Genomic DNA, 23,256 nt, shown 5'->3' with positions numbered 1-23,256 from the left:
CAGACTGGCACGGTGTTGGTGACACAGCGGTGTTGGTGGCACTGCGGTGGTGGACCTCAGCCCAAATCCAGGCCAGCTCAGCCGGTCAAAGCAAACCGGTGGTCTGCCTCAACCCTAGGCCCCCGGCAGCACTACGACCAGCGTGCCCCGACCGGGTGCACGGCCGAATCGAGCGGATGCGCCGCCGCAGCCAGCGCCTCCGCGACCGGAATAACGTCGTCGGGCAGGGCGCCGGCGGTCACCCGAACGAACGCGGGGCCGCCGTTGTTGGTCAGGTACGGGTTTGACAGGATCGGGTTCGCCAGGAACGGGGAGCCGCCGGCCACTCGAATGCCAGACGCTGCGAGGCGCACCAGGGCGTCACGCTCGTTCTGTACGGGCAGCCAGGTGTTGATGCCGTCGGCCTGCAGCACGTCGAGCCCGAACCCGGTCAGGGCGTCGGCGAGGGCACGCTGGCGGGCGAAATAGATGCGGCGCGCTTCGCTGACCTGCGCCATGCTCTCCCCGTTGGTCAGCAGGTCGTGCAAAATCGTCTGCAGCATGCGGCTGGTCCAGCCCGGGCCGAGCATGCGCCGCGACACGATCGGGTCGATCAGCGCGGCCGGGCCGCCGAGCGCCGCCATGCGAAGGTCGGGGCCGTGCGACTTCGAGAAACTGCGCACGTGCAGGGTGCGAGCGGGCAGCCACAGTCCGAGGCTCACGTCGGGCGCGATGCTGATTTCGGCAGAGTGGTCGTCTTCGATCACGATGGTGTCGGCACTCGCCGGGGTGTTCCGCATCAGGCTGGCCAGTTCCTCGGCCCGCTGCGCGGTCATCGACGCTCCGGTGGGGTTCTGCGCGCGCGGCTGCAGCAGCACGACGGCCGGGCCGAGCTTGAGAGCTGCGGCGAAATCGGCCGGAATGATGCCGTGCTCGTCGACGGCCACCGGTAGGCGTTCCAGGCCCAGCTGGTCGAGCAGGTCGAAGAACGGCGGAAACGAGGGGTTCTCCACGATCACCCGGTCGCCGAACCGGGTGACCGCGTCGAGGCAGCGCGAGATGGCGTCGAGGGCCCCGTCGACGATGGTGATCGTCTCGACCCGGTACGGCCACGACCCGCGCAGCACCTCGAGCAGCTCCGGAAGGATCGGCAGGTCCTGGTAGCTCGGTGTCACCGCCCGCTGCGAGACCCGGGAGAGGGCCGGCCCGAGCGCCGGCAGCAGCAGCGGGTCGGGCGTGCCGCGGGAGAGGTCGAGGCGGGCCGGACCGACGGTGCCGATCATGGACTGGCTGCGCGCCGGCAGCCACTTGGGCGCGGCATCCTGCACGAACGTGCCGCCTCGACCACGCGACACGATCAGGCCGACCGCCGACAGGGCCTGCCAGGCGTGGCTGACCGTGGCGGGACTCACGCCGAGCTCGCCGGCGAGCACCCGAACGGTGGGCAGGCGGTCGCCAGGGGCGAGGCGCCCGGAAGCAATCAGGCGACCGATGGCCGCGGCGATCCCCGCGGGCGTGCGCTGCTCGATTTCGTCGATAAAGTTCTGCATTGCTCTTGCCTCTGGCTGCGTCGGGCGACAGGATGATTAATGCGTGCGATACACAGAGAAACACATTTGAAATGTTTACGTCAAATAATAACAATACGAACAGCGCAGTTCGTAACGGTCATTGACTAACTGAAGCAAGTGGAAGGCACAGCATGAGCAAGGGCACCACCTCCGACACCAGCCAGATTGTTAGAACCGCCATCACCCAGGCCACCTGGACCGGCGACGAAGAATCCATGATCCAGAAGCACGAAGGGTTCGTGCGCACCGCTGCCGCCCAGGGCGTGCAGGTGATCTGCTTCCAGGAACTCTTTCACGGCCCGTACTTCGGCATCGTGCAGGACGCCAAGTACTACGACTACGCGCAGGCCGTGCCCGGCCCGATCGTCGAACGCTTCCAGAAGCTCGCCGCCGAGTTCAAAATGGTCATCGTCGTGCCGATGTACGAAGAAGAACAGCCCGGCATGCTCTACAACACCGCGGCGGTCATTGACGCCGACGGAACCTACCTCGGCAAGTACCGCAAACATCACATTCCGCACCTGCCGCAGTTCTGGGAAAAGTTCTACTTTCGCCCCGGCAACACCGACTACCCCGTCTTCGATACGCAGTACGGCAAGATCGGCGTCTACATCTGCTACGACCGCCACTTTCCCGAGGGCTGGCGTGCGCTCGGCCTGAACGGCGCCGAGATCGTCTTCAACCCCTCGGCCACCAAGCCCGGGCTGTCGAACCGCCTGTGGGAGCTCGAGCAGCCGGCCGCCGCGGTCGCCAACCAGTACTACGTCGGCGCGAACAACCGCATCGGCAACGAGGAGTCTGAGTTCGGCGATGAGGCCGTGACCTTCTACGGCAGTTCCTATTTCGTCGACCCCAAAGGCAATTACGTGGGAGAACGCGCCTCGACCGATACCGAGGAGATTCTCGTGCGCGACCTCGACCTCGGCTTGATCCGCGAGGTGCGCAACTCCTGGCAGTTCTACCGCGACCGTCGCCCCGACTCCTATGAGCCCCTCGTCGCCCCGTAGTTTGAGCTGACCCACCGGAGGATGCCATGAAGACTTTGATCAAGAACGGCACCGTGGTCAACGCCACGGGCCGAGGACTCGCCGACGTGCTCATCGACGGCGAGAAGATCGTCGCGGTGCTTGCGCCAGGCTCGAACCTGCTCGGCTTCGATGTGGCTGGCAATGTCGACCGCGTCATCGATGCGGGCGGCAAGTACGTCATCCCCGGCGGCATCGACGCTCACACCCACATGGAGATGCCGTTCGGCGGTACCCAGGCCAGCGACACCTTCGAAACCGGCACCCGAGCTGCTGCCTGGGGCGGCACCACGAGCATCGTCGACTTCGTCGTGCAGTACGCCGGCGAAGACGTACTCGAGCGCTACGCTGCCTGGCAGCAGAAGGCCGCCGGCCAATGCGCCATCGACTACGGTTTTCACCAGATCCTCAGTGACGTGCAGGACAGCTCGCTGACCGCCATGGACGAACTCGTGAACGAGGGCGTCTCAAGCTTCAAACTGTTCATGGCCTACAAGGGCGTCTTTCTCAGCGACGACGGGCAGATCGTCAAGGCCATGCAGCGCGCCGCCACCAACGGCAGCATGATCATGATGCACGCCGAGAACGGCAGCGTCATCGATCTGCTCGTGCAGCAGGCGGTCGCCGCCGGCAACACGGGCCCGCTCTATCACGGCCTGACCCGGCCCTGGCAGGCCGAAGAAGAGGCCACGCACCGGGCGATCATGCTCGCCAACCTCACCGGCGCTCCTCTTTATATAGTGCACGTGTCGGCGAAGCAGGCCGTGGACCAGATCGCGCAAGCTCGGGACAACGGCCAGAACGTGTTTGGGGAGACCTGCCCGCAGTATCTCTACCTCTCGCTCGAAGACAACCTGGGGGCAGAGAGCGAGGAGTGGGGCAGTTTCGAGGGTGCCAAGTGGGTCTGCTCCACGCCGCTGCGCGCCAAGGCCGAGGGTCACCAGCACCACATGTGGCAGAGCCTCGCCACGAACGACATCCAGATGGTCTCCACCGACCACTGCCCGTTCTGCATGAAGGGCCAAAAAGACATGGGCCTGACCGACTTTTCCAAGATTCCCAACGGCATCGGCTCGGTCGAACACCGCATGGACCTGCTGTACCAGGGCGTCGTCGACGGTAAGATCTCGCTGGAACGCTGGGTCGAGGTGTGCTCAACCACTCCGGCCCGCATGTTCGGCATGTACGGCCAGAAGGGCGTGATCGCCCCGGGCGCCGACGGCGACGTGGTGATCTACGACCCGAACGGACACACGTCCATTGGGGTGGGAAAGTCACACCACATGAACATGGACTACTCGGCCTGGGAAGGTTACGAGATCGACGGCCACGTCGACACCGTCATTTCCCGCGGCAAGGTCGTCGTCGACGCAAACGCCTATCTCGGCACCAAGGGCGACGGCCGCTACATCAAGCGCGGCCTGAGCCAGTACCTGATCTAAGGCGGACGACATGGATTTCGGAGTAGTACTACAGACCAACCCGCCGTCGGCGCGCACCGTGCAACTGGCCAAACTGGCCGAGGCACACGGCTTCAGCCACGTCTGGACCTTTGACTCGCACCTGCTCTGGCAGGAACCCTATGTCATCTACAGCCGCATCCTGGCCGAGACCAGCAAGATCATCGTCGGCCCCATGGTCACCAACCCGGCCACCCGTGACTGGACCGTGACGGCATCCACTTACGCGACCCTCAATGAGATGTACGGTAATCGCACCATCTGCGGCATCGGCCGTGGCGACTCAGCGGTGCGCACCACCAACGGCGCCCCGACCACCCTGAAGACCCTGCGCGAGTCGATCCACGTCATTCGGGAGCTCGCCAACTCGCGTGCGGTCGAGTACAACGGTGCCACCGTGCAGTTTCCGTGGAGTCGAGGGTCGAGCCTCGACGTCTGGGTCGCCGCCTACGGTCCGCTCGCGCTCAAGCTCGCCGGTGAGGTGGGTGATGGCTTCATTTTGCAGATGGCCGACCTCGACGTGGCCAAGTGGATGATCGAAAGCGTACGCACCGCAGCCTCCAACGCCGGCCGCGACCCGATGGCAATCAAGTTCTGCGTCGCTGCCCCTGCCTACATCGGCGAGGACTGGGAACATATGCGCAACCAATGCCGCTGGTTCGGCGGCATGGTCGGCAACCACGTAGCCGACATCGTGGCCAAGTACGGCGCCGACTCCGCCGTGCCGAAAGCGCTCACCGACTACATCAAGGACCGCGAGGGCTACGACTACAACCAGCACGGCAAGGCCGGCAACGAGCACGCCGCCTTCGTGCCCGACGAGATCGTCGACCGGTTCTGCCTGCTCGGCACTGCCAAAGAACACATCGAGAAACTCGAAGCACTCAAAGAGCTCGGCGTCGACCAGTTCGCCGGGTACCTGCAGCACGACAACAAAGAAGAAACCATGCGGGTTTACGGCGAAACCGTGATTCCGGCCATGACCGACTCCATCACGGCCAAGAAATAAGCGGATGCCCACCCAGACCGAGCAGATCGCCCGGCCTCGACGCAGCGTGCGCGGGGCAGCTGAACTGCGCGTGCGGCGCGCCGGCATGCCCCAGCGCCTGAGCGGTGGCCTGTTCGGCCTGGCCGGCCTCGCTGTGCTCGCCCTGGTCTGGGAGCTCTATAAATCCTTCGGCCCGGCCGATGGGGTCATCCTGGGCGGCGTGACGGTGCTGCCGCGCACGACCGACCTCGCAATGCCACACCTCTTCGTTATGGCCGAGCGGCTGTTCGAGCCGGTGACGGGCGCGGCATCCGCTTCGCCGTTGTGGCTGGCGGTGCTGCAAGGCTCCCTGTTCACCCTCGGCATCGCCGCGGTCGGCTGGCTGGTCGGCGTGACCGTCGGGCTCGCGCTGGCCCTGCTCATGCAGCGGTTTCGGCTCGCCGAGTCGGCAATTCTGCCGTGGATCATTCTGAGCCAGACCGTGCCCCTCATCGCCATCGCGCCGCTCGTGCGGCGCTGGGGCGCGCAGATCCAGTTTGGCGAATTCACCTGGGAGAGCTGGATGTCGGTGGCCCTGATCGCCTCCTACCTCGCGTTCTTCCCGGTGTCGATCGGCGCCCTGCGCGGCCTGGGCTCGCCCGATGCCAACCACGTCGACCTCATGCACTGCTACGCGGTGGGTTGGTGGAAAACGCTGTGGCGGCTGCGCCTGCCGGCGAGCGTCAGCTACCTGCTGCCGGCCCTGCGCCTGGCCGCGGTCAGCGCCGTCGTCGGCAGCGTCGTCGCCGAGGTGTCGATCGGACTGCGCGGCGGCATCGGCCGGCTCATCGTGGAATACGCTGGCGCCGCCGGCGGCGACCCGGGCAAGCCCTGGGCACCCATCTTCGGATCGATCCTGGTCGGCCTCGTCGCCGCCGGCTTTGTGGGCCTGATCAGCCTGTTCCTTCGTCGATTTCGCAGGGGAGAAGCAGCATGACCGGTATCGTGCCCGCTGTTGAAGTGCAGGGTGTGACGCGCCGTTTCGCTGCCCGCAAGGGGCCAGGCGTCACCGCCCTCGACGACGTGAGCCTCACGGTTGCGCCCGGCGAGTTCGTCAGTCTGATCGGGCCGAGCGGATGCGGCAAGAGCACCCTGCTGCGACTCGTGGCCGACCTCGACGTGCCAACGAGCGGCAGCATCGAGGTGTTCGGCAAGCCGGCCAGGCAGGCCCGCATCGATCAGGACTATGGCATCGCCTTTCAGCAGGCCGGCCTGCTGCCCTGGCGCACCGTCGCCGGCAACATCGAACTGCCGCTCGAACTGCACGGGGCCGGCAAGGCGGCGAGGCGTCGCCGCGCGGCCGAACTCATCGCCCTGGTCGGGCTCTCCGATTTCGCCGGGCACTACCCTGACCAGCTCTCCGGCGGCATGCAGCAGCGCGTCGCAATCGCCCGTTCGCTCGCCGAAAGCCCGAGCCTGCTCCTCATGGACGAACCGTTCGGCGCCCTCGATGAAATGACCCGTGAGCGCATGCAGAACGAACTCGTGCGCATCTGCGCCGAAACGCAGGCGGCCGTAGTCTTTGTGACCCACTCCATTCCCGAGGCGGTGTTCCTGTCGACCCGGGTGGTGGTCATGTCGCCCAGGCCCGGACGCATCCGTTCTATCGTGAGTGTTGGCTTGGGTGAGATGAGTGGCCGGAGCGAGGACCTGCGTGAGGACGAAGGATTCTTCCGCGCGCTCAGCCAGGTTCGTGAGCTGCTGCACGGTGACGAGGCTGCCCCGACCGGCGCCCGCGGGGTGGAGAGGCGATGAGAGCCAGCCAGCCAGGTCTGCTCCAGACCGTGCTCGCGCCGATCGTCTTCGGGGTGGCGGTCATCCTGCTCTGGCAGGGCCTCGTCACCGGCCTCGCCATCAAAGCCTTCATCCTGCCAGCGCCCTTTGCGATCGGTGCCGAATTCACCGCCAACCTGCAGAATGTCACCAACGGAATGGCTGTGACCGGCCGCAATGCCCTGATCGGCCTCATCATCGGCGCACTGCTCGGCATCGCCCTCGCGATCGTGTCAGCGCTCGCCCGCCTGTTCGACGAGATGGCCGCTCCGGTTGTCGCCGCACTTTCTGTTGTGCCGATCGTGGCACTTGCTCCGGTGCTCTACACGATGTTTGGGGCCGGCGCCGAGACCGCCCGGCAGCTCGTCGCGGCGCTCGCCGTGTTCGTGCCGGTCTATTTCAACACCCTCCGCGGGCTGCGTCAGGTACGCCCGGTGCACCGCGACCTGATGCGCGCCTACGCTGTGACCAACTGGCAGGCCACCAAGGCGGTGACCCTGCCCACCGCGCTGCCATTTGTCTTCACCGGCCTGCGCATCGCGTCGTCGCTCGCCGTGATCAGCGCCCTCATCGCCGAATACTTCGGCGGACCGGTCGGCGGCCTCGGTAAATCGATCACCTCGGCCGCGTCGAGCAGCAACTATGGGCTCGCCTGGGCTTACGTGCTCGGCTCCATCATTCTCGGACTCGCTTTTTACTGTGTAGCCCTCGTCGTGGAGAAACTTGTCACCCGGCGTTCCGGCGGCTAACCGATCCACCCGCACACACACGGCACCAGCAACCAAGGAGGCACCATGAAACACCGCATGACATGGCTCGGCACCGTCGGAGCGATCACGGCTGTCGGCGTGCTCGTACTTTCTGGCTGCAGCACCGCCAGCGACACCCCCTCAACGGATGCCGCCGGCGAGCTCACGCCCATCACGCTGCAACTGCAGTGGGTCGCCCAGGCCCAATTCGCCGGCTACTACGCAGCAGTCGATCAGGGCTTCTACGAAGATGAGGGACTCGACGTGACCATCGTCGAGGGCGGTCCCGACATTGTTCCGCAGGATGTGCTCGCGGCCGGCGACGTGGACTACGCCATTTCCTGGGTTCCCAAGGTGCTCGGCTCGATCGAACAGGGCGCGAACATCACCAACGTCGCGCAGATCTTCGAGCGCAGCGCCACCACGCAAATCTCCTTCAAGGACAAGGGCATCGAAACCGCTGCCGACCTGGCCGGCCAGAACGTCGGCAGCTGGGGCTTCGGCAACGAGTGGGAACTCTTCGCCGGCATGCAGCAGGCCGACGTCGCGCTCGATGACATCTCGCTGATTCAGCAGGCCTTCGACATGAATGCCTTTCTCTCCGGCGACATCGACGCGGCCCAGGCGATGACCTACAACGAATACGCCCAGGTGCTGGAGACCGTGAATCCCGACACCGGCGAGCTCTTCCAGCCCGATGAACTCAACGTCATCGACTGGAACGACGAGGGCACGGCCATGCTCCAGGATGCCATCTGGGCCAATGCCGACCAGCTCGAGAGCGATGAGGACTACGCCGCCAACACGGTGAAGTTCATCAAGGCCTCCATCAAGGGCTGGATCTACGCCGGCACCAACCCCGAAGAAGCAGCGGCCATCGTGACCGCCGCGGGCTCATCGCTCGGCCAAAGCCACCAACTGTGGATGACCAACGAGGTCAGCAAGCTCATCTTCCCCTCGACCAACGGCGTCGGACTCATCGATGACGCGGCCTGGGCCAACACGGTCGACATCGCCCTCAACACCAAGAACGAGACCGGCGCGACCATCATCACCACCGAACCGCCCGCCACCGCTTACTCCAACGAGTACGTGCAGCAGGCGCTCGACGAGCTGACGAACGATGGCGTCGACGTGAATGGCGCCGACTGGACCCCCACCGAGGTCGCCCTCAACGAGGGCGGCAACTAACACCAGCACGACCAACACCACCGGCCGGGCGGCCTGGCGGGCCGCCCGGCCCCACACCTTTCACCGTTCCACCAACACCAACACAGAAAGCCAGCGATATACGTGACTGACACCAGCACCATAAGCCTCAACGCGCACACCAGCGAACTCGACCGGGCGCACGTCTTCCACTCCTGGTCGGCCCAGGCGGCACTGAAGCCGCTCGTCATCGCCGGCGGTTTGGGCTGCCGCGTCTGGGATCATGATGGGCGCAAATATCTGGATTTCTCGAGTCAGTTAGTGAACGTGAATATCGGCCACCAGCATCCGGCCGTCGTGAAAGCCATCACCGAGCAGGCCGCGCTGCTGAGCACCATCGCGCCGTCCACGGCCAACCTGACCCGCGGCGAGGCGGCCAAGCGCATCACCGATCGTGCGCCGGCCGGGTTCAACAAGGTGTTCTTCACCAATGGGGGAGCGGATGCGAACGAGAACGCCATCCGCATGGCCCGCCTGCACACCGGGCGCGACAAGGTGCTCTCGCTCTACAAGTCCTACCACGGCAACACCGGCGCGGCCATCGTTGCGACCGGGGACTGGCGTCGCATTCCCAACGAGTATTCGCGCGGCCACGTGCACTTCTTCGGCCCATTCCTCTACCGCAGTGAATTCTGGGCGACCAGCGAGGCCGAGGAATGCGCCCGCGCGCTGCACCACCTCGAGCGCGTCATCCAGGGCGAGGGTGTGGCGTCGGTCGCCGCGATTCTGCTCGAATCGATTCCCGGTACCGCGGGAATCATGATACCGCCGGCCGGCTACCTGCCCGGCGTGCGCGCACTCTGCGACAAGTACGGCATCATGCTCATCCTCGACGAGGTCATGTGTGGCTTCGGGCGCACCGGTCACTGGTTCGCCTTCCAGGCCTACGACGTCGTTCCCGATCTGATCACCTTCGCCAAGGGCGTCAACTCCGGTTACGTGCCCACCGGCGGCGTGATCATCTCCGACGCCATCGCTGCCGACTTCGACGAGACGGTGTTTCCGGGTGGACTCACCTACAGCGGGCATCCGCTCGCGATGGCGTCGATCGTCGGCGCCCTCGACGCGATGGAGACCGAGGGCATCGTCGAGAACGCCGCCCGCATCGGCCGCGACGTGCTCGAGCCGGGGCTGAAGGCGCTCAAAGACAAGCACCCGATCATTGGCGAGGTGCGCGGTGTTGGAGTGTTCTGGGCCATGGAACTCGTCGTCGACCCCGAAACCCGCCTACCGGTGAGCGCCGCCGTCATGGCAAGGTTGAAGGCCGAACTGCTCGGCCGTGGCCTGCTGCCCTTCCTTGTGGAGAACCGCATCCACGTGGTGCCGCCGTGCGTCGTGACCGACGCCGAGGTCGCCGAAGCCCTGGCCATCTACGACGAGGTGCTCAGCCTCGACCTACTTTCCTAACCGCCTCAACTCTAAGGACGCTTCACAATGACCAACATCCCCACCGTCTCGCACTACGTCGACGGAGCTGCCTCCGCCGGCACCTCCACCCGCACGGCGCCCGTCTACAACCCGGCCACCGGCCAGGTTGCCAAGAATGTGCTTCTGGCCAGCACGGCCGACCTCGACGCGGCCGTCGCGGTCGCCCAGGCGGCCTATCCTGCCTGGCGTGACATGAGCCAGGCCCGCCGCCAGACCATCATGTACAACTTTCGCGAACTGCTCAACGCCCGCAAGGGCGAGCTAGCCGAGATCCTCACCGCCGAACACGGCAAGGTTCTCTCCGATGCGCTCGGCGAAATTGTGCGCGGGCTTGAGGTCGTCGAATTCGCGCTCGGCATGCCGCACCTGTCCAAGGGTGAGTTCTCCGAGAACGTCTCCACCGGCGTTGACGTCTACACGCTGCGCCAGTCGCTCGGCGTGGTCGGCATCATCAGCCCGTTCAACTTTCCCGCCATGGTGCCGCTCTGGTACTTCCCTATCGCCATCGCGGCCGGCAACACCGTCGTGCTCAAGCCAAGCGAGAAAGACCCCAGTGCTTCAAACTGGCTCGCCGAGCTCTTCACCGAAGCGGGGCTACCCGCCGGTGTCCTCAACGTCGTGCACGGTGACAAGGAGGCCGTTGATGCGCTGCTCGTGCACCCCGACGTGCAGGCCATCTCTTTCGTCGGCTCCACCCCGATCGCCCGCTACATCTACGAGACGGCGTCCAAGCACGGCAAGCGCGTGCAGTCGCTCGGTGGTGCCAAGAACCACATGCTGGTATTGCCAGATGCCGACCTCGAACTGACGGCGGATGCTGCCGTCAACGCCGGTTTCGGCTCCGCCGGAGAGCGCTGTATGGCGATCAGCGTCATCGTCGCCGTCGAGCCGGTCGCCGACGAGCTCATTGCGAAGATCGCCGAACGGGTGAAGGGTCTCACGGTCGGTGACGGAACGCGAGGCTGCGACATGGGACCGCTGATCACCAAGGTGCACCGCGACAAGGTCGCCGGCTACATCGACATCGCCAAAGCCGACGGAGCCGACATCGTCATCGACGGTCGCGGCATCAAGGTTGACGGTGACCCGAACGGCTTCTGGCTCGGCCCGACCCTGTTCGACAAGGTCAGTGTTGACTCGGCCGTGTACCTCGACGAGATCTTCGGCCCGGTGCTGTCGATCGTGCGGGTGGCTACCTACCAGGAGGGCCTCGACCTGATCAACGCGAGCCAGTACGGCAACGGCACCGCGATCTTCACCAACGACGGCGGAGCCGCTCGCCGATTCCAGAACGAGGTGCAGGTGGGCATGGTCGGCATCAACGTACCCATTCCGGTGCCGGTGGCCTACCACTCCTTCGGTGGTTGGAAGAACTCCCTGTTCGGTGACGCCAAGGCCTACGGCCCCGCCGGCGTGAACTTCTTCACCCGGGAGAAAGCAGTGACCAGTCGCTGGCTCGACCCGAGCCACGGCGGCATCAACCTGGGGTTCCCGCAGAACGAGTAGCACCGTTTAGCAATAGAAATGCCCGTACGAATTTTGGTACGGGCATTTCTATTTGGCTGTGCCGTGGTGCGGGGCCGCGTGGGATTGCTGCACGCGGGCCGCTTCGGCCTGCAGGGCGTCAACGACGGTGCGCACGGCCAGTCGTTCGGCGCGATCGGGCCGCATCAGGGCCACGATCTGGCGCTCCGATTCGATGCCGCGCAGTGGCTTCAGCACCAGGCGGCCGGGCTGGCCGCCGCCGGAGGTGTAGCGCGGCACGAGAGCGATGCCGAGCCCGGCGATCACGAACGACTCGATCAGGGCGAGGTCGGCGAAGCGCTGCGACATCTCCAGCCGGGCGCCAGCTTCCTGTTCGATGGCATGCAGGATGCGCTCGAACGGGTAGCCGTCGGTCACCCCGATCCACGTTTCGCCAATCAGATCGCTCGGGCCGACCCAGGCGCGTTCGGCGAGCGGATGCCCCACCGGCAGCCCCACATCCAGCGGCTCGGTCATCAGCGGCACGACTTTCAGGCCGCGGCCGGCCCAGGACAGTTGGCCGCTCATGGAGTGCGCCAGCACAATGTCGTACTCGGCGGTGAACGCGGGAAAGTCGCTCAGCTCGGGGTCTTCGTCGGCACAATTGAGCACGAGGTCTGGCCCGAGTGCCTTGATGACGCCGGGGAGCAGCATCTGGCCGGCGGTGGGAAAGGTGACGAGGCTCACTTCGCCCGAGGCCTGGTTTCGAAATTCGTCCCAGAGCGCGGTGGCCTTCGCCAGCGACACCGCGACATCCGTTGCGCTGCGCGCGAGCGCCCGGCCGGCGTCGGTGAGAACGAGGCCGCGCCCCTTTCGCTGGGTGAGCGGCAAGCCCGCCTCACGTTCGAGCACTTTGAGCTGCTGGGAGACCGCCGAGGGGGTGCGGTGGGTGGCGAGGGCGACGGCCGTGACGCTGCCGCGGTCGGCGAGTTCGCGGAGCAGTTCGAGTCGTTGCACGTCCATGTAGCAAGTCTAAAGAGTTCATGCACAATTAAGCGATTGTGCTGCACGGTCAGGGGTGATCAAATGAGAGGGTCATACACGAGCAATGTCGCCTCCGTGCCGGGCCACTCCATCTCCTTCGAAAGGCATCTCGTGTTCGTTCTCATCGCTATCTTGCTCGTAGCCGTTATCTCCATTTCAGCCCTCGTCGTCGAGGTGCACCGCGATGGGTACCGTCAGACTGATCGTCGTAACCTGGTGCGCATCTTCTAGGGTCTGTAAGGCATGCCCTAAACTGGCAGGCGTGACTGATACACGGCAGAAACTCATCGACTTCATCTCGGCCGAGGCCGTTTTTCACGGAGACTTCGTTCTCACCAGCGGTAAGAAGGCCACCTACTACGTGGACCTGCGCCGGGTGAGCCTCGACCACCGGGTGGCCCCGCTGATCGGGCAGGTCATGCTCGAGCTTATTAAGGACGTGCCCGACGTCGTTGCCGTCGGCGGGCTGACCATGGGAGCCGACCCGATTGCGGCGGCCGTCATGCACCAGGGCGCGGCTCTCGGTGCGACCTACGACGCGTTCGTCGTGCGCAAGGAGCCGAAAGACCACGGCCGTGGGCGCCAGGTTGAGGGTCCTGACCTCGCCGGCAAGCGCGTTATCGTGCTTGAAGACACCTCGACCACGGGCGGATCGCCGCTGGCTGCCATTGAAGCCCTGCTCAAGGTGGGCGCTGAGATTGCCGGCGTCGCCGTCGTCGTCGATCGCAACACCGGTGCCCGAGAAGTGATCGAGGCCGCTGGCTACCCCTACTTCGCCGCGATCTCCCTTGAGGATCTGGGGCTGAACTAGTGGCACCAGACGACGACGAGCGCGGCATCGACTGGCTCGCGTCGCAGCTGGACGACCCTGCCTCTGAAGCGCCGCTAGCGGAAACAGCAGGTACCGAAACAGCAGGTACCGAAACAGCAGGCACCGAAACAGCGGATGCCGCCGCGTCCGATCCCTGGTGGACCACCCCGCTGCCGCAACCAGCACCGAGTGCCCCCGCGACCGAGCTGGCCGACCCAATTGTTCCGGCCACTGGTGAGCCCGACTCTCTGGCAGCCGACCGTGACGTTGACGTTGACGTTGACGTTGCAATCGACCGCGATCAAGCAGCCGACCCCATGCCAGAGAACCTCTCGCCCGCCGTCATTGAGCCGGAGCCGAGCTTGGTCGTCCTGCCTGCTGCCGCACCGACCTCTGCCGCACCGACTGCTGCCACACTGACCTTTGCCACACGGGCTCTGGCCGCACCACCGAACCGCCACCGTTCCCGGCGCGGGGCTTCCGGAGTAAGCCAGGCCGCCCTGGTCTGGACCGCCGTTGGCCTGCTGGCCATCATCGTGCTCGTTGGGCTGTTCTATCTCGGCCAGCGCCTGGTAGCTCGCCCGGCACCGGTAGCGGCGCCGACGACATCCGCTTCGGCCACCCCTACCCCCACGCCGATCCCGGCACCGGAGATTACGGCGATGCAGCCGGCCGGAGTGCACCAGTGGAACGCCCTCTTCGGCGGCGAGTGCTTGGAGCCGTATGTGTCGCCGTGGGAGGAAGAGTTCACGGTCGTCGATTGCGCGGCCGCGCACACTTCCCAGCTTGTTTATCGGGGCAGCTTCGGTGGGGACGCCTCAACCGCATTTCCGGGCGAGGCCGCACTGGCCGCCCAGATCAACCTGCTCTGCACGGCACCCGGAATTCTCGACCTGACTGCGGCGGGCGCCTACCCGAACCTGCAAATGCAGGGCAGCTACCCCATCACCGCCGAGCAGTGGACCGCCGAGCCGCGCAACTATTACTGTTTCGTCACCCGAGCCAGCGCCGAACCCCTCACGGCGAGCATCTCGGGAACTGGCCCAACCGCCTAACAGAATCTCGCGGCGGACTAGCCGGGCTGCAGCTCAGCGCGGCCACGTGTTGCACGGCTGAGCGGATGCTGCTGACACCTGAAATGTGGTGTCGCATGCAGCTTCCGGCGCAATTCCACACCGGCAGGCGCCGGTGCTAGCGTGTGCCAATGAGCGATACCGACGCGCCAAACACAGCAGAGCTCCCTTCCGGCTGGCTGCGGCTGGACCGCGCGGGCTGGTGGGGAACCTTTGCGTCGACGCCCGCTAACGGAGTACTTCTGGGCATCGTGCCCCTTCAAGTGGGCTCCTATATTGCTCAGGGGCTCGATATCTCGTTCTGGTGGGGCCTGCTGATCGGCTTGGGCGTGGTGCTGCCGGTACTTCTCGTGCTCTATTTAGTGCAGCGACTGCGCTATCCCCAGCCGTGGGTGAATTTCGATACCGGGCAGCTGCGTGCGGGCCGGCGGGTCGTGTTCATCGCCGGCATAACCTGGGCCCGCCTCGATATGTTCGACCACCGGCGCCGGCATAACCGCATGCTCAGGCTACGATTCGGCGCGGAGGGCGGCCCAAGGGCATCCGTTCGCCTGCGTGGTCGTTCCGGCCAGACTCCCGCTGCCGCGGTCACCGAAGTTCTCGCGCAGATTATGCGGTGCTCATCGATAGCAGTGCCGCTCTCTTCCGATGACCCGACGGGGCGCTTCGCTCGCTACAACTTTCCGGGTTTCCTCAGCCGCGAAGACGCCCTGGAAGTCGTACTCAATCCACCGACCATCGACGATCCAGCGCCCGTCCTGATTGCCTAGCGCTCGACGGAAAACGCCAGCGGACGGTTAGATCTCGTCGCTCTCGACGGGCTCGGCCGACAACAGCTCGTGCACTCCGACCACGATCTCGTCGGGCCGAAACGGGTACCGGTTGATCTCGGCCTCGTCGGCGATGCCGGTGAGCACCAAAATGGTGTGCAGCCCCGCCTCGATGCCGGCGACGATATCGGTGTCCATGCGGTCACCGATCATGCCGGTATTCTCCGAGTGCGCACCGATCTTGTTCATGGCCGAGCGAAACATCATGGGATTGGGCTTGCCGACAACGTAGGGCTCCATGCCGGTGGCCTTGGAGATCAGCGCCGAAATGGCGCCGGTCGCCGGCATCGGGCCATCCTTGCTGGGGCCGGTCGCATCCGGGTTCGTTGCAATGAAGCGCGCCCCGCCCAGAATGAGCCGAATCGCCTTGGTGATCGCCTCGAACGAGTAATTGCGCGTCTCGCCGACGACCACATAGTCGGGGTCGGTTTCGGTCATGATGAACCCGGCCTCGTGCAGCGCGGTCGTGATTCCGACCTCGCCGATCACGAATGCCGTGCCGCCGGAAACCTGCGACTTCAGAAAGTCAGCCGTGGCGAGTGCCGAGGTCCAGATGCGGTCCTCCGGCACGTTTAGCCCGCTTGAGCGCAGCCGGGCGCTCAGATCGCGCGGCGTGAAGATGGAATTATTGGTCAGCACCAGGAACGGCGTCCCGGTATCCGTCCACTGCTGCAGCAGTTCGGCCGCCCCTGGCAGGGCCTGGTTCTCGTGCACCAGCACACCGTCCATGTCGGTGAGCCAGCATTCGATCTCGTCGCGTCGTGCCATCAGGCGCTCCTTTTCGTCGACTCCCAGCCTAGCCGCGCGAAGTTTCCCCACGGTTACCGGTATCGATCAAATAAGCGCATACCCGCCACGCGTCAGGCGGTCACCCAGACCGCCCCGGCCGCAGCCGACGTAACCAGCCGGCTCTGGCCATCCGCTAATTCGATGGTGAGCGGTGCCGTCAGGGTGAATTCGGTGCCGGGCCCGATCAGGTCGGCGGCGAGTTCGCGGAGCACCGCCGGGTCCCGGTCGCTGATGCGCAGCACCGTGCCAAAATGCCCGACCGCAGCCTCGGCCAGCAGTAGCGCCGGCGACCGCAACACGGTACCGTCGGCGGCTGGAATGGGATCGCCGTGCGGATCGTGCGCCGGAAATCCGAGCCTCGCGTTAATGGCCTCGAGCAGCCGATCCGAGAGGGAATGCTCGAGAATCTCGGCTTCGTCGTGTACCTGGTCCCAGTCGTAGCCCATCTCGCCGACCAACCAGGTCTCGATCAGGCGATGCCGCCGCACGACGGCGGTTGCACGCAGGCGGCCGGCATCTGTCAAAGCGAGCGGACCGTATGGAACGTGGGTGATGAGCCCGCTCGCGGCGAGCTTCTTCACCATCTCGGTAACGGATGACGGCGCCACCCCCAATCGCGTAGCCAGCACCGACGGCGTGATCAGGTCGGATTGCCACTCGGTGTGGGCGTAGATGGTCTTGAGGTAGTCCTCGGCCGCGCCGGTCGTGTACGTCATATCTGGTTCAGGGTAGCCCGGTCACGCGACGGTTCCCTTAGAGTGAGCCGAAGACGAGCACGAGCAGCACGACGTTCAGCGCAACGAGGGCCACCGCGCAGATCGCGCCGGCCACGGTCGTGAACCACCGGTTAGTGAAGGAGCCGAGCAGACCGCGCTGGGCGGTGAGCCAGACCAGCGGAATCAACGCGAACGGAATGCCGAACGACAGCACCACCTGGCTGAGTACAAGCGCCTGGGTGGGGTCGAACCCCGCTCCGAGAATGAGCAGCGCCGGAATCAGGGTGACCAGTCGGCGCAGCAACAAGGGAATGCGCACGTGCAGCAGGCCGTGCATGATCTCGGCTCCGGCATAGGCGCCCACCGAGGTCGAGGCCAGCCCCGACGCGAGCAGTCCCACCGCGAACAGGGTCGCGACGATCGGCCCGAGCGTGTCTTTCAATGCTGCGTAGGCCCCTTCGAGGGTGTCGGTTCCGTCCACCCCCTGCAAAGCGGATGCCGCGAGCAGCAGAATCGCCAGGTTCACCGTTCCGGCGATCGCCATGGCGATGGTGACGTCCCACTTCGTGGCCCAGAGAAGACGGCGGGTGGCGACCACGCCCTGCCACTCCGGGAACCGGTCGCGGGTGAGTGAGGAGTGAGCGTAGATGGCGTGCGGCATGATCGTGGCGCCGAGGATGGAGGCGGCGAGAAGCACCGAATTGGAGCCTTCGAACCGCGGCACCAGGCCGTCGAGCACACCGCCGCCATCGGGCGGCGAGACGAAGACACCCGCCGTGAAACCGACGGCGATAATGAGCATGAGCATGATGATGACTCGCTCGAAGATGCGCGGCCCCCGCCGAGAGTGCACCATGAGCACAATCATCGAGATGGTGCCGGTGATCACGCCGCCCCAGATCAGCGGCAGGTTGAACAGCAGGTTGAGGGCGACGGCACCGCCGATGATCTCGGCGAGGTCGGTGGCCATCGCGACCAGCTCGGCCTGCACCCAGTACAGCCGCCGAGCCATCGGCCGTTTCATGCGCACCCCGAGAATCTCGGGCAGGCTCGCGCCGGTGACGATGCCGAGCTTGGCGGAAAGGTATTGGATGAGCCAGGCCATAACGTTGCCGGCCACGACCACCCAGACCAGGAGGTAACCGTAGCGGGCGCCCGCGGTCATATTGCTGGCGACATTGCCGGGGTCGAGGTAGGCGACTCCCGCCACGAGAGCCGGACCGAGCAGCCAGAGCAAGCGGCTGGAGGCGACCGTGGTGGGAGCCTGCGAGAGCACACGGTCGGTGGCCGGGGCATCCGTTTTAGTCATACCGAAACCATAGCCAGAAGTTAGGCAGACCGAAACCCCGAATAAGTGCGTTGTCGGCAGGATACGGTTGGGTAGTGACAGAACCAGCAGGCCCATCGTTCGCCGCCGACGTGCCGGCCAATGGCAGCTTCACACCGGAACGCTCGACCTACGGCGTCGGTCCCTGGCCGGGGGAGTGGCCGAGCGAAGATCGTTACGACGCCGACCTGCTGCAGCACGGCGACACCCGCAACGTGATCGACCGTTACCGGTACTGGACCATGGCGGCGATAGTGGCTGACCTGGACGAGCACCGGAATCCGTTTCACGTGGCCATCGAGAACTGGCAGCACGACATGAATATCGGATCGATCGTGCGCAGCGCCAACGCGTTCGGCGCCGACACCGTGCACATCATCGGCCGCAAGCGCTGGAACAAGCGTGGCGCCATGGTCACCGACCGGTACCAGCACGTGCTGCACCACCCGGATGTCGCGGCGTTCGTTGAATGGTGTGCGACCGGGGCGCTGCCGATCATCGCGATCGACAACGTGCCAGGCAGCGTCATCATTGAGACGTTCAGCTTTCCCGAACGCTGCGTGCTGCTATTCGGCCAGGAGGGACCGGGGCTGTCGGAAGAGGCCATCGCCGCCGCCGATGCCGTTGTCGAAATCAGCCAGTTCGGATCGACCAGGTCGATCAACGCCTCGGCCGCCGCCGCCGTAACCATGCACGCGTGGGTGGTTCAGCACCGGTTCTGATTTTTCTGGCCAAACCGGCTCGGCAAGGGCTAGCGTGGCGTTATGACTGCGATCACTGATGATCTTCCGGCCCGGCTCCTCCACGAAGAAAACGCCGGCTGGCAGGCCATCCTGGGCGGCCAGGGCGGCGCGTACTATCAGCGTGAAATGACCGACGATGGCCTGATGATCGTGCCAGGCGCCGTCATTACCCGTGACGAGGTCACCGCCTACTTCGACCAGGCGGCGCCGTGGGAAAGCTACGGTATTCACGAACCAGCCATCATCCGCCTCGGCGAGCACGCCGGAGTCGTTGTCTACAAGGCCATCGCCCGCCGCGGCGAGGTCGTCGCTGAACTGAACATGTCGACGACCTACCTGTTCGTCAACGGTGGCTGGCGAGTCGCGGCCCGACAGCAAAGTCAGGCCTAGTGTTTTAGGCCGATCGGGCCCGTCGCCGGGGTGACGGCACCGCGGCCTTGGTAGGGTTCAGTGTGACCGGCGACAATTTGATTTCAGAGCCCGAGACCCTTCTTCCCGCGGAACCGGAGGTGCTCGAGGCCCTGCGCCGAACCGCGAGGAGCCAGCTCGCCGCCGTGGTGCAGGTGCACCCGACGTCCCCGCTGGCCTGGGCCGAACTGGCCGACGCCACCCACTCTGAGGGTCGCCTGTTGGAGGCATACGCCTACGCGCGGGTCGGCTACCACCGCGGACTCGACTCCCTCCGCAAGGCCGGCTGGCGGGGCCACGGCCCCATTCCGTGGCGCCACGAACCCAACCGAGGGGTGCTCCGCGCCCTGTTCGCGCTGCGTCGCGGCGCGGAAGAGATCGGCGAGGCCGACGAAGTCTCCCGGCTCACCGCTTTTCTGACGGATGCCGACGCCAGCGCCATTGACATCATTTCGACCCTGCACACTGGCAGCCCGGGGTTCGACCCGGCGCCGCCCACCGAAGCTTTTGTTATTCGAGGAGAAGACTAAATGCCCGCGATCGTACTCATCGGAGCCCAGTGGGGCGACGAGGGCAAGGGTAAAGCTACCGACCTTCTCGGTAGCCGCGTCGACTATGTCGTCAAGTTCAACGGCGGCAACAACGCCGGGCACACCGTCGTGGTTGGCGATGAAAAGTATGCGCTGCACCTGCTGCCGTCCGGCATCCTGAGCCCCGGCGTCACCCCGGTCATCGCCAACGGCGTCGTCGTCGACGTCGAGGTCTTGTTCGAAGAGCTCGACGCCCTCTCCGAGCGCGGCGTCGACGTCTCCCGGCTCAAGGTCAGCCTTAACGCCCACGTCATCACCGCGTATCACCGAACTCTCGACAAGGTCACCGAGCGTTTTCTCGGCAAGCGCCAGATCGGCACCACCGGACGCGGCATCGGCCCGGCCTACGCCGACAAAATCAACCGGGTCGGCATTCGCGTACAGGACCTGTTCGACGAGAACATCCTGCGCCAGAAGGTCGAGGGAGCCCTCGACCAAAAGAACCACATGCTGGTCAAGGTGTACAACCGCCGCGCCATCGAGGCCGAGGAGATCGTCACCGAACTGCTCAGCTATGCCGAACGACTGCGCCCCATGGTCACCGACACCGCTCTGCTGCTGCACCAGGCGCTGAACGACGGCAAGACAGTGCTGTTCGAGGGCGGCCAGGCCACCATGCTCGACGTCGACCACGGCACATATCCCTTCGTCACGTCGTCGAACGCTACCTCGGGCGGCGCGGTGACCGGTTCCGGCATCGCCCCGAACCGCATCGACCGGGTCATCGCCGTGGTCAAGGCCTACACGACCAGGGTCGGCAGCGGCCCGTTCCCCACCGAACTGTTCGACGAGTCGGGCGAATACCTGCGCGCCAACGGCTTCGAGTTCGGCACCACCACCGGTCGCCCGCGTCGCTGCGGCTGGTACGACGCCCCGATCGCCCGCTACACGGCGCGAATCAACGGTGTCACTGACTTCGTACTGACCAAACTCGACGTGCTCACCGGCCTGGCCGAAATCCCGGTCTGCGTGGCCTACTCGGTCGACGGCGTGCGCGTCGATGAAGTGCCTGTCTCTCAGAGCGACTTTCACCACGCCGTGCCGATCTACGAGAACTTCCCCGGCTGGACCGAGGACATCACCGGCGTGCGCACCTTCGATGAACTGCCGCAGGCAGCTCAGGACTACGTGCTGGCCCTTGAATCGATGAGCGGATCGCGCATTTCGGCGATCGGCGTCGGGCCGGACCGTGAAGCCATTGTGGTACGTCACGACCTGATCGACTAGATTTCTCGGCGGGTTGCCGCGAACCACGTACGATTCCTCACTTTGACCTGTCAAACTGAGCGAGTGAACGCCGTGAGACCCCATTCCCTGACCCTGACCGGTCGCTTTGTACAGCTGCAACCGCTCGGAAGTGCGGTGCTCCCCGAACTTGCGCGCGCCATCGCGCACCCTGAGGTGTTCGCCGCCGGCTACGGAGGCGGGCCTGCCGCCCTGCACCAGGGCGTCGAGGGATTCATCCAGTGGGCGCACGACTACTTTCAGTGGGAAGGCCTGCCCTACGTGGTGCGCCTGCTCGGCGGTCCGAACGACGGCGACGTCGTCGGCACCACGACCCTCGGTGACATCGACGTCGTCAACGAGGCGATCCATCTCGGCTGGACCGCCTATGACCCGCGTGTTTGGGGCACCGCCGTCAACGCTGAGACCAAATTGCTCGTGCTCGGAACGGCCTTCGACAACGGTTTCGGCCGGGTCAAGATTCAAGCGGACGCCCTCAACGCCCGTTCCCGTGCCGCCATCCTCGGCATCGGAGCCTCGTTCGAAGGCATCCAGCGCCGCGATCGGCCCCGCGCCGACGGAACCTGGCGGGACAGCGCCGTCTACTCGATCCTCGCCGAGGAATGGCCGGCCGTGCGCGCCGGGCTTGTTGCACGCCTCGACGCGATCCCTGGCCGGTTCGTGACCTACCGCAGCCTGCGCCCAGCTGCGACCGGCGGCACCATCGTGGGCGGCGGACCGCAGGGCGGCATTCGTGGCGGCAGCCCGGCCGGAACCGACACCGAACGCAGTGCCGGGGCCGAGGCCTCGCCGTAGGGGAGGCATCCGCCCATGCCGGGTGATTCGGGGGGCTCTATCAGGAAAAACCGCACGAGCCGGTGTCTGAACCCCCGGACCCACCGTTGCCGGCGACAGGCTGAGCGGATTTTCTGAATTCGCCACGGGAGCAGGCGAGCCGAACCCAATGCGGCAGGCACTGCCAATGTTCGGCGCTTTCAAGACGCTGAGTTCGTGCCGATTCGCGGCGGGATCCATGCGCTATAGGCTCGCAGGGTGACTCAAACGCCTGCCGCCAGCAAGACCCTCGTCGCGGCGCAATTCCTCGGAATGGGCCTGATCTGGGGCGCGAGCTTTCTGTTCATGAAGATCGCCCTCGACGGCGTCAGCTTCGGCCAGATCGCCTGGTCAAGGCTCGTTCTCGGCGGGTCGACCCTCGGGCTGATCGTGCTGGTGACCCGTCCACGCATCAACAAAGGGCCGGTGCTGCCGCGGGAGGGCGCCGTCTGGTTACACTTTTTGGTGATCGCGTTCAGCGGATGCGTGATTCCCCACCTACTTTTCGCCTGGGCCGAACAATACGTCTCGTCGAGCCTGGCCAGCATCTACAACGCGGTCACCCCGATCATGACCGCGTTGATGGCGACGCTGGCCTTTCGAGTGGAGAAACTCGTGCGCGCGCAGGTCGCCGGTATCGTGCTCGGCATCATCGGCGTGGTCGTGATCATCGGGCCGTGGCAGTATTCCTCACTCACCGGAGACCTGTGGGGCCAGCTCGCCTGCCTCGGATCGGCCGTCTGCTACGGCTTCACCTTCGGCTACACCCGCCGATTTCTGAGCGGGCGGCCGATACACGCGTCGACCTTCGCCTTTCTCAACATCGGCATTGCCGGGTTCATCATGCTGCTGCTCACACCGGTGCTGGCCTGGAGCCCGGTGGTGCTGACCTGGCCGATCGTGCTGTGTCTGCTGGCCCTGGGGGCGCTCGGCACCGGCCTGGCCTACATCTGGAATATCAACGTGTTGCGCGCCTGGGGGCCGACCAATGCGTCCACGGTGACCTACGTGACTCCCGTCGTCGGGGTGGGGCTCGGAGTGCTCGTGCTCGCTGAAACATTCTCCTGGCACGAACCGACCGGGGCGCTCCTCGTGCTGCTGGGCATCCTTCTGACGCAGAAACGCTTGCGGCTCCGGCCATTCGGGGTGCGCGGCCGGGCGGCGGCATCCGCTTAGGGCATG

At 65.4% G+C, this 23,256-nt stretch carries 24 protein-coding genes; 19 read left to right on the top strand and 5 right to left on the bottom strand.

The features are described from left to right. Window positions 1-131: 131 nt before the first annotated feature. A complete protein-coding gene (locus QMK31_RS15860) occupies window positions 132-1,529 on the bottom strand; it encodes an aminotransferase-like domain-containing protein (RefSeq protein ID WP_283501920.1) in 1,398 nt (465 codons plus the stop codon). 152 nt (window positions 1,530-1,681) lie between these two features. Here QMK31_RS15860 and QMK31_RS15855 point away from each other — a divergent pair, with 152 nt between their 5' ends. From QMK31_RS15855 to QMK31_RS15815, 9 genes are all read left to right on the top strand, one after another. Continuing rightward, window positions 1,682-2,557, top strand: coding sequence for a nitrilase-related carbon-nitrogen hydrolase (locus QMK31_RS15855; RefSeq protein ID WP_283501919.1), 876 nt, complete (start codon window positions 1,682-1,684; stop codon window positions 2,555-2,557). A gap of 26 nt (window positions 2,558-2,583) precedes the next feature. Continuing rightward, window positions 2,584-4,017 (top strand): dihydropyrimidinase, encoded by a 1,434-nt coding sequence (gene hydA, locus QMK31_RS15850; RefSeq protein WP_283501918.1) that lies wholly within the window; start codon window positions 2,584-2,586, stop codon window positions 4,015-4,017. A gap of 10 nt (window positions 4,018-4,027) precedes the next feature. Further along, window positions 4,028-5,044 (top strand): TIGR03842 family LLM class F420-dependent oxidoreductase, encoded by a 1,017-nt coding sequence (locus QMK31_RS15845; RefSeq protein WP_283501917.1) that lies wholly within the window; start codon window positions 4,028-4,030, stop codon window positions 5,042-5,044. A gap of 4 nt (window positions 5,045-5,048) precedes the next feature. Further along, entirely contained in the window at window positions 5,049-5,999 is a 951-nt protein-coding gene (locus QMK31_RS15840) for an ABC transporter permease (protein WP_349361574.1), read from the top strand. Then, complete coding sequence (locus tag QMK31_RS15835; protein WP_283501916.1) at window positions 5,996-6,817, top strand: ABC transporter ATP-binding protein; 822 nt, start codon at window positions 5,996-5,998, stop codon at window positions 6,815-6,817. The genes QMK31_RS15840 and QMK31_RS15835 overlap by 4 nt, the downstream gene beginning before the upstream one ends. Beyond that, complete coding sequence (locus QMK31_RS15830; protein ID WP_283501915.1) at window positions 6,814-7,584, top strand: ABC transporter permease; 771 nt, start codon at window positions 6,814-6,816, stop codon at window positions 7,582-7,584. Before QMK31_RS15835 ends, QMK31_RS15830 begins: the two co-directional genes overlap by 4 nt. Window positions 7,585-7,629: 45 nt before the next feature. Continuing rightward, complete coding sequence (locus QMK31_RS15825; protein ID WP_283501914.1) at window positions 7,630-8,775, top strand: ABC transporter substrate-binding protein; 1,146 nt, start codon at window positions 7,630-7,632, stop codon at window positions 8,773-8,775. Window positions 8,776-8,877: 102 nt separating this feature from the next. Next, a complete protein-coding gene (locus QMK31_RS15820) occupies window positions 8,878-10,200 on the top strand; it encodes an aspartate aminotransferase family protein (protein ID WP_283501913.1) in 1,323 nt (440 codons plus the stop codon). 27 nt (window positions 10,201-10,227) lie between these two features. Continuing rightward, window positions 10,228-11,727 carry a CoA-acylating methylmalonate-semialdehyde dehydrogenase gene (locus tag QMK31_RS15815; RefSeq protein WP_283501912.1) on the top strand — a complete coding sequence of 500 codons (1,500 nt, stop codon included), beginning with the start codon at window positions 10,228-10,230 and terminating at the stop codon, window positions 11,725-11,727. Window positions 11,728-11,775: 48 nt separating this feature from the next. Here the strand turns inward: QMK31_RS15815 and QMK31_RS15810 are convergent, their stop codons facing one another. After that, window positions 11,776-12,708 (bottom strand): LysR family transcriptional regulator, encoded by a 933-nt coding sequence (locus QMK31_RS15810; protein ID WP_283501911.1) that lies wholly within the window; start codon window positions 12,706-12,708, stop codon window positions 11,776-11,778. 63 nt (window positions 12,709-12,771) lie between these two features. On the opposite strand from QMK31_RS15810, the gene QMK31_RS15805 reads away from it, so the two are divergent. The 4 genes from QMK31_RS15805 (at window position 12,772) to QMK31_RS15790 (ending at window position 15,383) form a co-directional block, all read left to right on the top strand. Next, complete coding sequence (locus QMK31_RS15805) at window positions 12,772-12,960, top strand: hypothetical protein (RefSeq protein ID WP_283501910.1); 189 nt, start codon at window positions 12,772-12,774, stop codon at window positions 12,958-12,960. A gap of 31 nt (window positions 12,961-12,991) precedes the next feature. Beyond that, window positions 12,992-13,540, top strand: a complete 549-nt coding sequence (gene pyrE / locus QMK31_RS15800; protein WP_283501909.1) for an orotate phosphoribosyltransferase — start codon at window positions 12,992-12,994, stop codon at window positions 13,538-13,540. Further along, the gene (locus tag QMK31_RS15795; protein WP_283501908.1) at window positions 13,540-14,595 is read left to right on the top strand and encodes a hypothetical protein; all 1,056 of its coding nucleotides are present in this window, start codon (window positions 13,540-13,542) and stop codon (window positions 14,593-14,595) included. The genes pyrE and QMK31_RS15795 overlap by 1 nt, the downstream gene beginning before the upstream one ends. Before the next feature lie 149 nt (window positions 14,596-14,744). Continuing rightward, the gene (locus QMK31_RS15790) at window positions 14,745-15,383 is read left to right on the top strand and encodes a hypothetical protein (protein ID WP_283501907.1); all 639 of its coding nucleotides are present in this window, start codon (window positions 14,745-14,747) and stop codon (window positions 15,381-15,383) included. Between the two features lie 27 nt (window positions 15,384-15,410). Here QMK31_RS15790 and QMK31_RS15785 read toward each other — a convergent pair whose 3' ends face one another. The 3 genes from QMK31_RS15785 to QMK31_RS15775 all read right to left on the bottom strand — a co-directional run bounded on the left by QMK31_RS15785 (window position 15,411) and on the right by QMK31_RS15775 (window position 18,257). Beyond that, on the bottom strand, window positions 15,411-16,211 hold the full coding sequence (locus QMK31_RS15785; RefSeq protein ID WP_283501906.1) for an HAD-IIA family hydrolase: 801 nt from the start codon (window positions 16,209-16,211) through the stop codon (window positions 15,411-15,413). 92 nt (window positions 16,212-16,303) lie between these two features. After that, on the bottom strand, window positions 16,304-16,948 hold the full coding sequence (locus QMK31_RS15780; RefSeq protein ID WP_283501905.1) for a metal-dependent transcriptional regulator: 645 nt from the start codon (window positions 16,946-16,948) through the stop codon (window positions 16,304-16,306). 37 nt (window positions 16,949-16,985) lie between these two features. Continuing rightward, window positions 16,986-18,257: an Nramp family divalent metal transporter gene (locus tag QMK31_RS15775; RefSeq protein ID WP_283501904.1), complete on the bottom strand. Its 1,272-nt coding sequence runs from the start codon at window positions 18,255-18,257 to the stop codon at window positions 16,986-16,988. 74 nt (window positions 18,258-18,331) lie between these two features. On the opposite strand from QMK31_RS15775, the gene QMK31_RS15770 reads away from it, so the two are divergent. The 6 genes from QMK31_RS15770 (at window position 18,332) to QMK31_RS15745 (ending at window position 23,250) form a co-directional block, all read left to right on the top strand. After that, complete coding sequence (locus QMK31_RS15770; RefSeq protein ID WP_502853376.1) at window positions 18,332-18,997, top strand: TrmH family RNA methyltransferase; 666 nt, start codon at window positions 18,332-18,334, stop codon at window positions 18,995-18,997. Between the two features lie 42 nt (window positions 18,998-19,039). Beyond that, on the top strand, window positions 19,040-19,408 hold the full coding sequence (locus QMK31_RS15765; RefSeq protein ID WP_283501903.1) for a nuclear transport factor 2 family protein: 369 nt from the start codon (window positions 19,040-19,042) through the stop codon (window positions 19,406-19,408). Window positions 19,409-19,470: 62 nt separating this feature from the next. Beyond that, window positions 19,471-19,956, top strand: coding sequence for a DUF3151 domain-containing protein (locus tag QMK31_RS15760; RefSeq protein WP_283501902.1), 486 nt, complete (start codon window positions 19,471-19,473; stop codon window positions 19,954-19,956). Continuing rightward, entirely contained in the window at window positions 19,957-21,243 is a 1,287-nt protein-coding gene (locus QMK31_RS15755; RefSeq protein WP_283501901.1) for an adenylosuccinate synthase, read from the top strand. 63 nt (window positions 21,244-21,306) lie between these two features. Continuing rightward, window positions 21,307-22,056 carry a GNAT family N-acetyltransferase gene (locus tag QMK31_RS15750; protein ID WP_283501900.1) on the top strand — a complete coding sequence of 250 codons (750 nt, stop codon included), beginning with the start codon at window positions 21,307-21,309 and terminating at the stop codon, window positions 22,054-22,056. A gap of 291 nt (window positions 22,057-22,347) precedes the next feature. After that, a complete protein-coding gene (locus tag QMK31_RS15745; RefSeq protein WP_283502032.1) occupies window positions 22,348-23,250 on the top strand; it encodes a DMT family transporter in 903 nt (300 codons plus the stop codon). Window positions 23,251-23,256: the final 6 nt, after the last annotated feature.

The sequence above is a fragment of the Cryobacterium sp. PH31-O1 genome, assembly GCF_030063455.1.
GTDB lineage: Bacteria > Actinomycetota > Actinomycetes > Actinomycetales > Microbacteriaceae > Cryobacterium.
This window is presented reverse-complemented; position numbering and strand designations above follow the sequence as displayed.

Bases quoted from the DNA above. Each gene is read 5' to 3' on its own strand.
- QMK31_RS15810 (WP_283501911.1), bottom strand. From the start codon at position 12,708: ATGGACGTGCAACGACTCGAACTGCTCCGCGAACTCGCCGACCGCGGC.
- QMK31_RS15790 (WP_283501907.1), top strand. From the start codon at position 14,745: ATGAGCGATACCGACGCGCCAAACACAGCAGAGCTCCCTTCCGGCTGG.
- QMK31_RS15745 (WP_283502032.1), top strand. From the start codon at position 22,348: ATGGGCCTGATCTGGGGCGCGAGCTTTCTGTTCATGAAGATCGCCCTC.
- QMK31_RS15840 (WP_349361574.1), top strand. From the start codon at position 5,049: ATGCCCACCCAGACCGAGCAGATCGCCCGGCCTCGACGCAGCGTGCGC.
- QMK31_RS15835 (WP_283501916.1), top strand. From the start codon at position 5,996: ATGACCGGTATCGTGCCCGCTGTTGAAGTGCAGGGTGTGACGCGCCGT.
- QMK31_RS15825 (WP_283501914.1), top strand. From the start codon at position 7,630: ATGAAACACCGCATGACATGGCTCGGCACCGTCGGAGCGATCACGGCT.
- QMK31_RS15855 (WP_283501919.1), top strand. From the start codon at position 1,682: ATGAGCAAGGGCACCACCTCCGACACCAGCCAGATTGTTAGAACCGCC.
- QMK31_RS15830 (WP_283501915.1), top strand. From the start codon at position 6,814: ATGAGAGCCAGCCAGCCAGGTCTGCTCCAGACCGTGCTCGCGCCGATC.
- QMK31_RS15845 (WP_283501917.1), top strand. From the start codon at position 4,028: ATGGATTTCGGAGTAGTACTACAGACCAACCCGCCGTCGGCGCGCACC.
- QMK31_RS15755 (WP_283501901.1), top strand. From the start codon at position 19,957: ATGCCCGCGATCGTACTCATCGGAGCCCAGTGGGGCGACGAGGGCAAG.
- QMK31_RS15805 (WP_283501910.1), top strand. From the start codon at position 12,772: ATGAGAGGGTCATACACGAGCAATGTCGCCTCCGTGCCGGGCCACTCC.
- QMK31_RS15815 (WP_283501912.1), top strand. From the start codon at position 10,228: ATGACCAACATCCCCACCGTCTCGCACTACGTCGACGGAGCTGCCTCC.
- QMK31_RS15785 (WP_283501906.1), bottom strand. From the start codon at position 16,211: ATGGCACGACGCGACGAGATCGAATGCTGGCTCACCGACATGGACGGT.
- hydA (WP_283501918.1), top strand. From the start codon at position 2,584: ATGAAGACTTTGATCAAGAACGGCACCGTGGTCAACGCCACGGGCCGA.
- QMK31_RS15765 (WP_283501903.1), top strand. From the start codon at position 19,040: ATGACTGCGATCACTGATGATCTTCCGGCCCGGCTCCTCCACGAAGAA.
- QMK31_RS15780 (WP_283501905.1), bottom strand. From the start codon at position 16,948: ATGACGTACACGACCGGCGCGGCCGAGGACTACCTCAAGACCATCTAC.
- QMK31_RS15775 (WP_283501904.1), bottom strand. From the start codon at position 18,257: ATGACTAAAACGGATGCCCCGGCCACCGACCGTGTGCTCTCGCAGGCT.
- QMK31_RS15860 (WP_283501920.1), bottom strand. From the start codon at position 1,529: ATGCAGAACTTTATCGACGAAATCGAGCAGCGCACGCCCGCGGGGATC.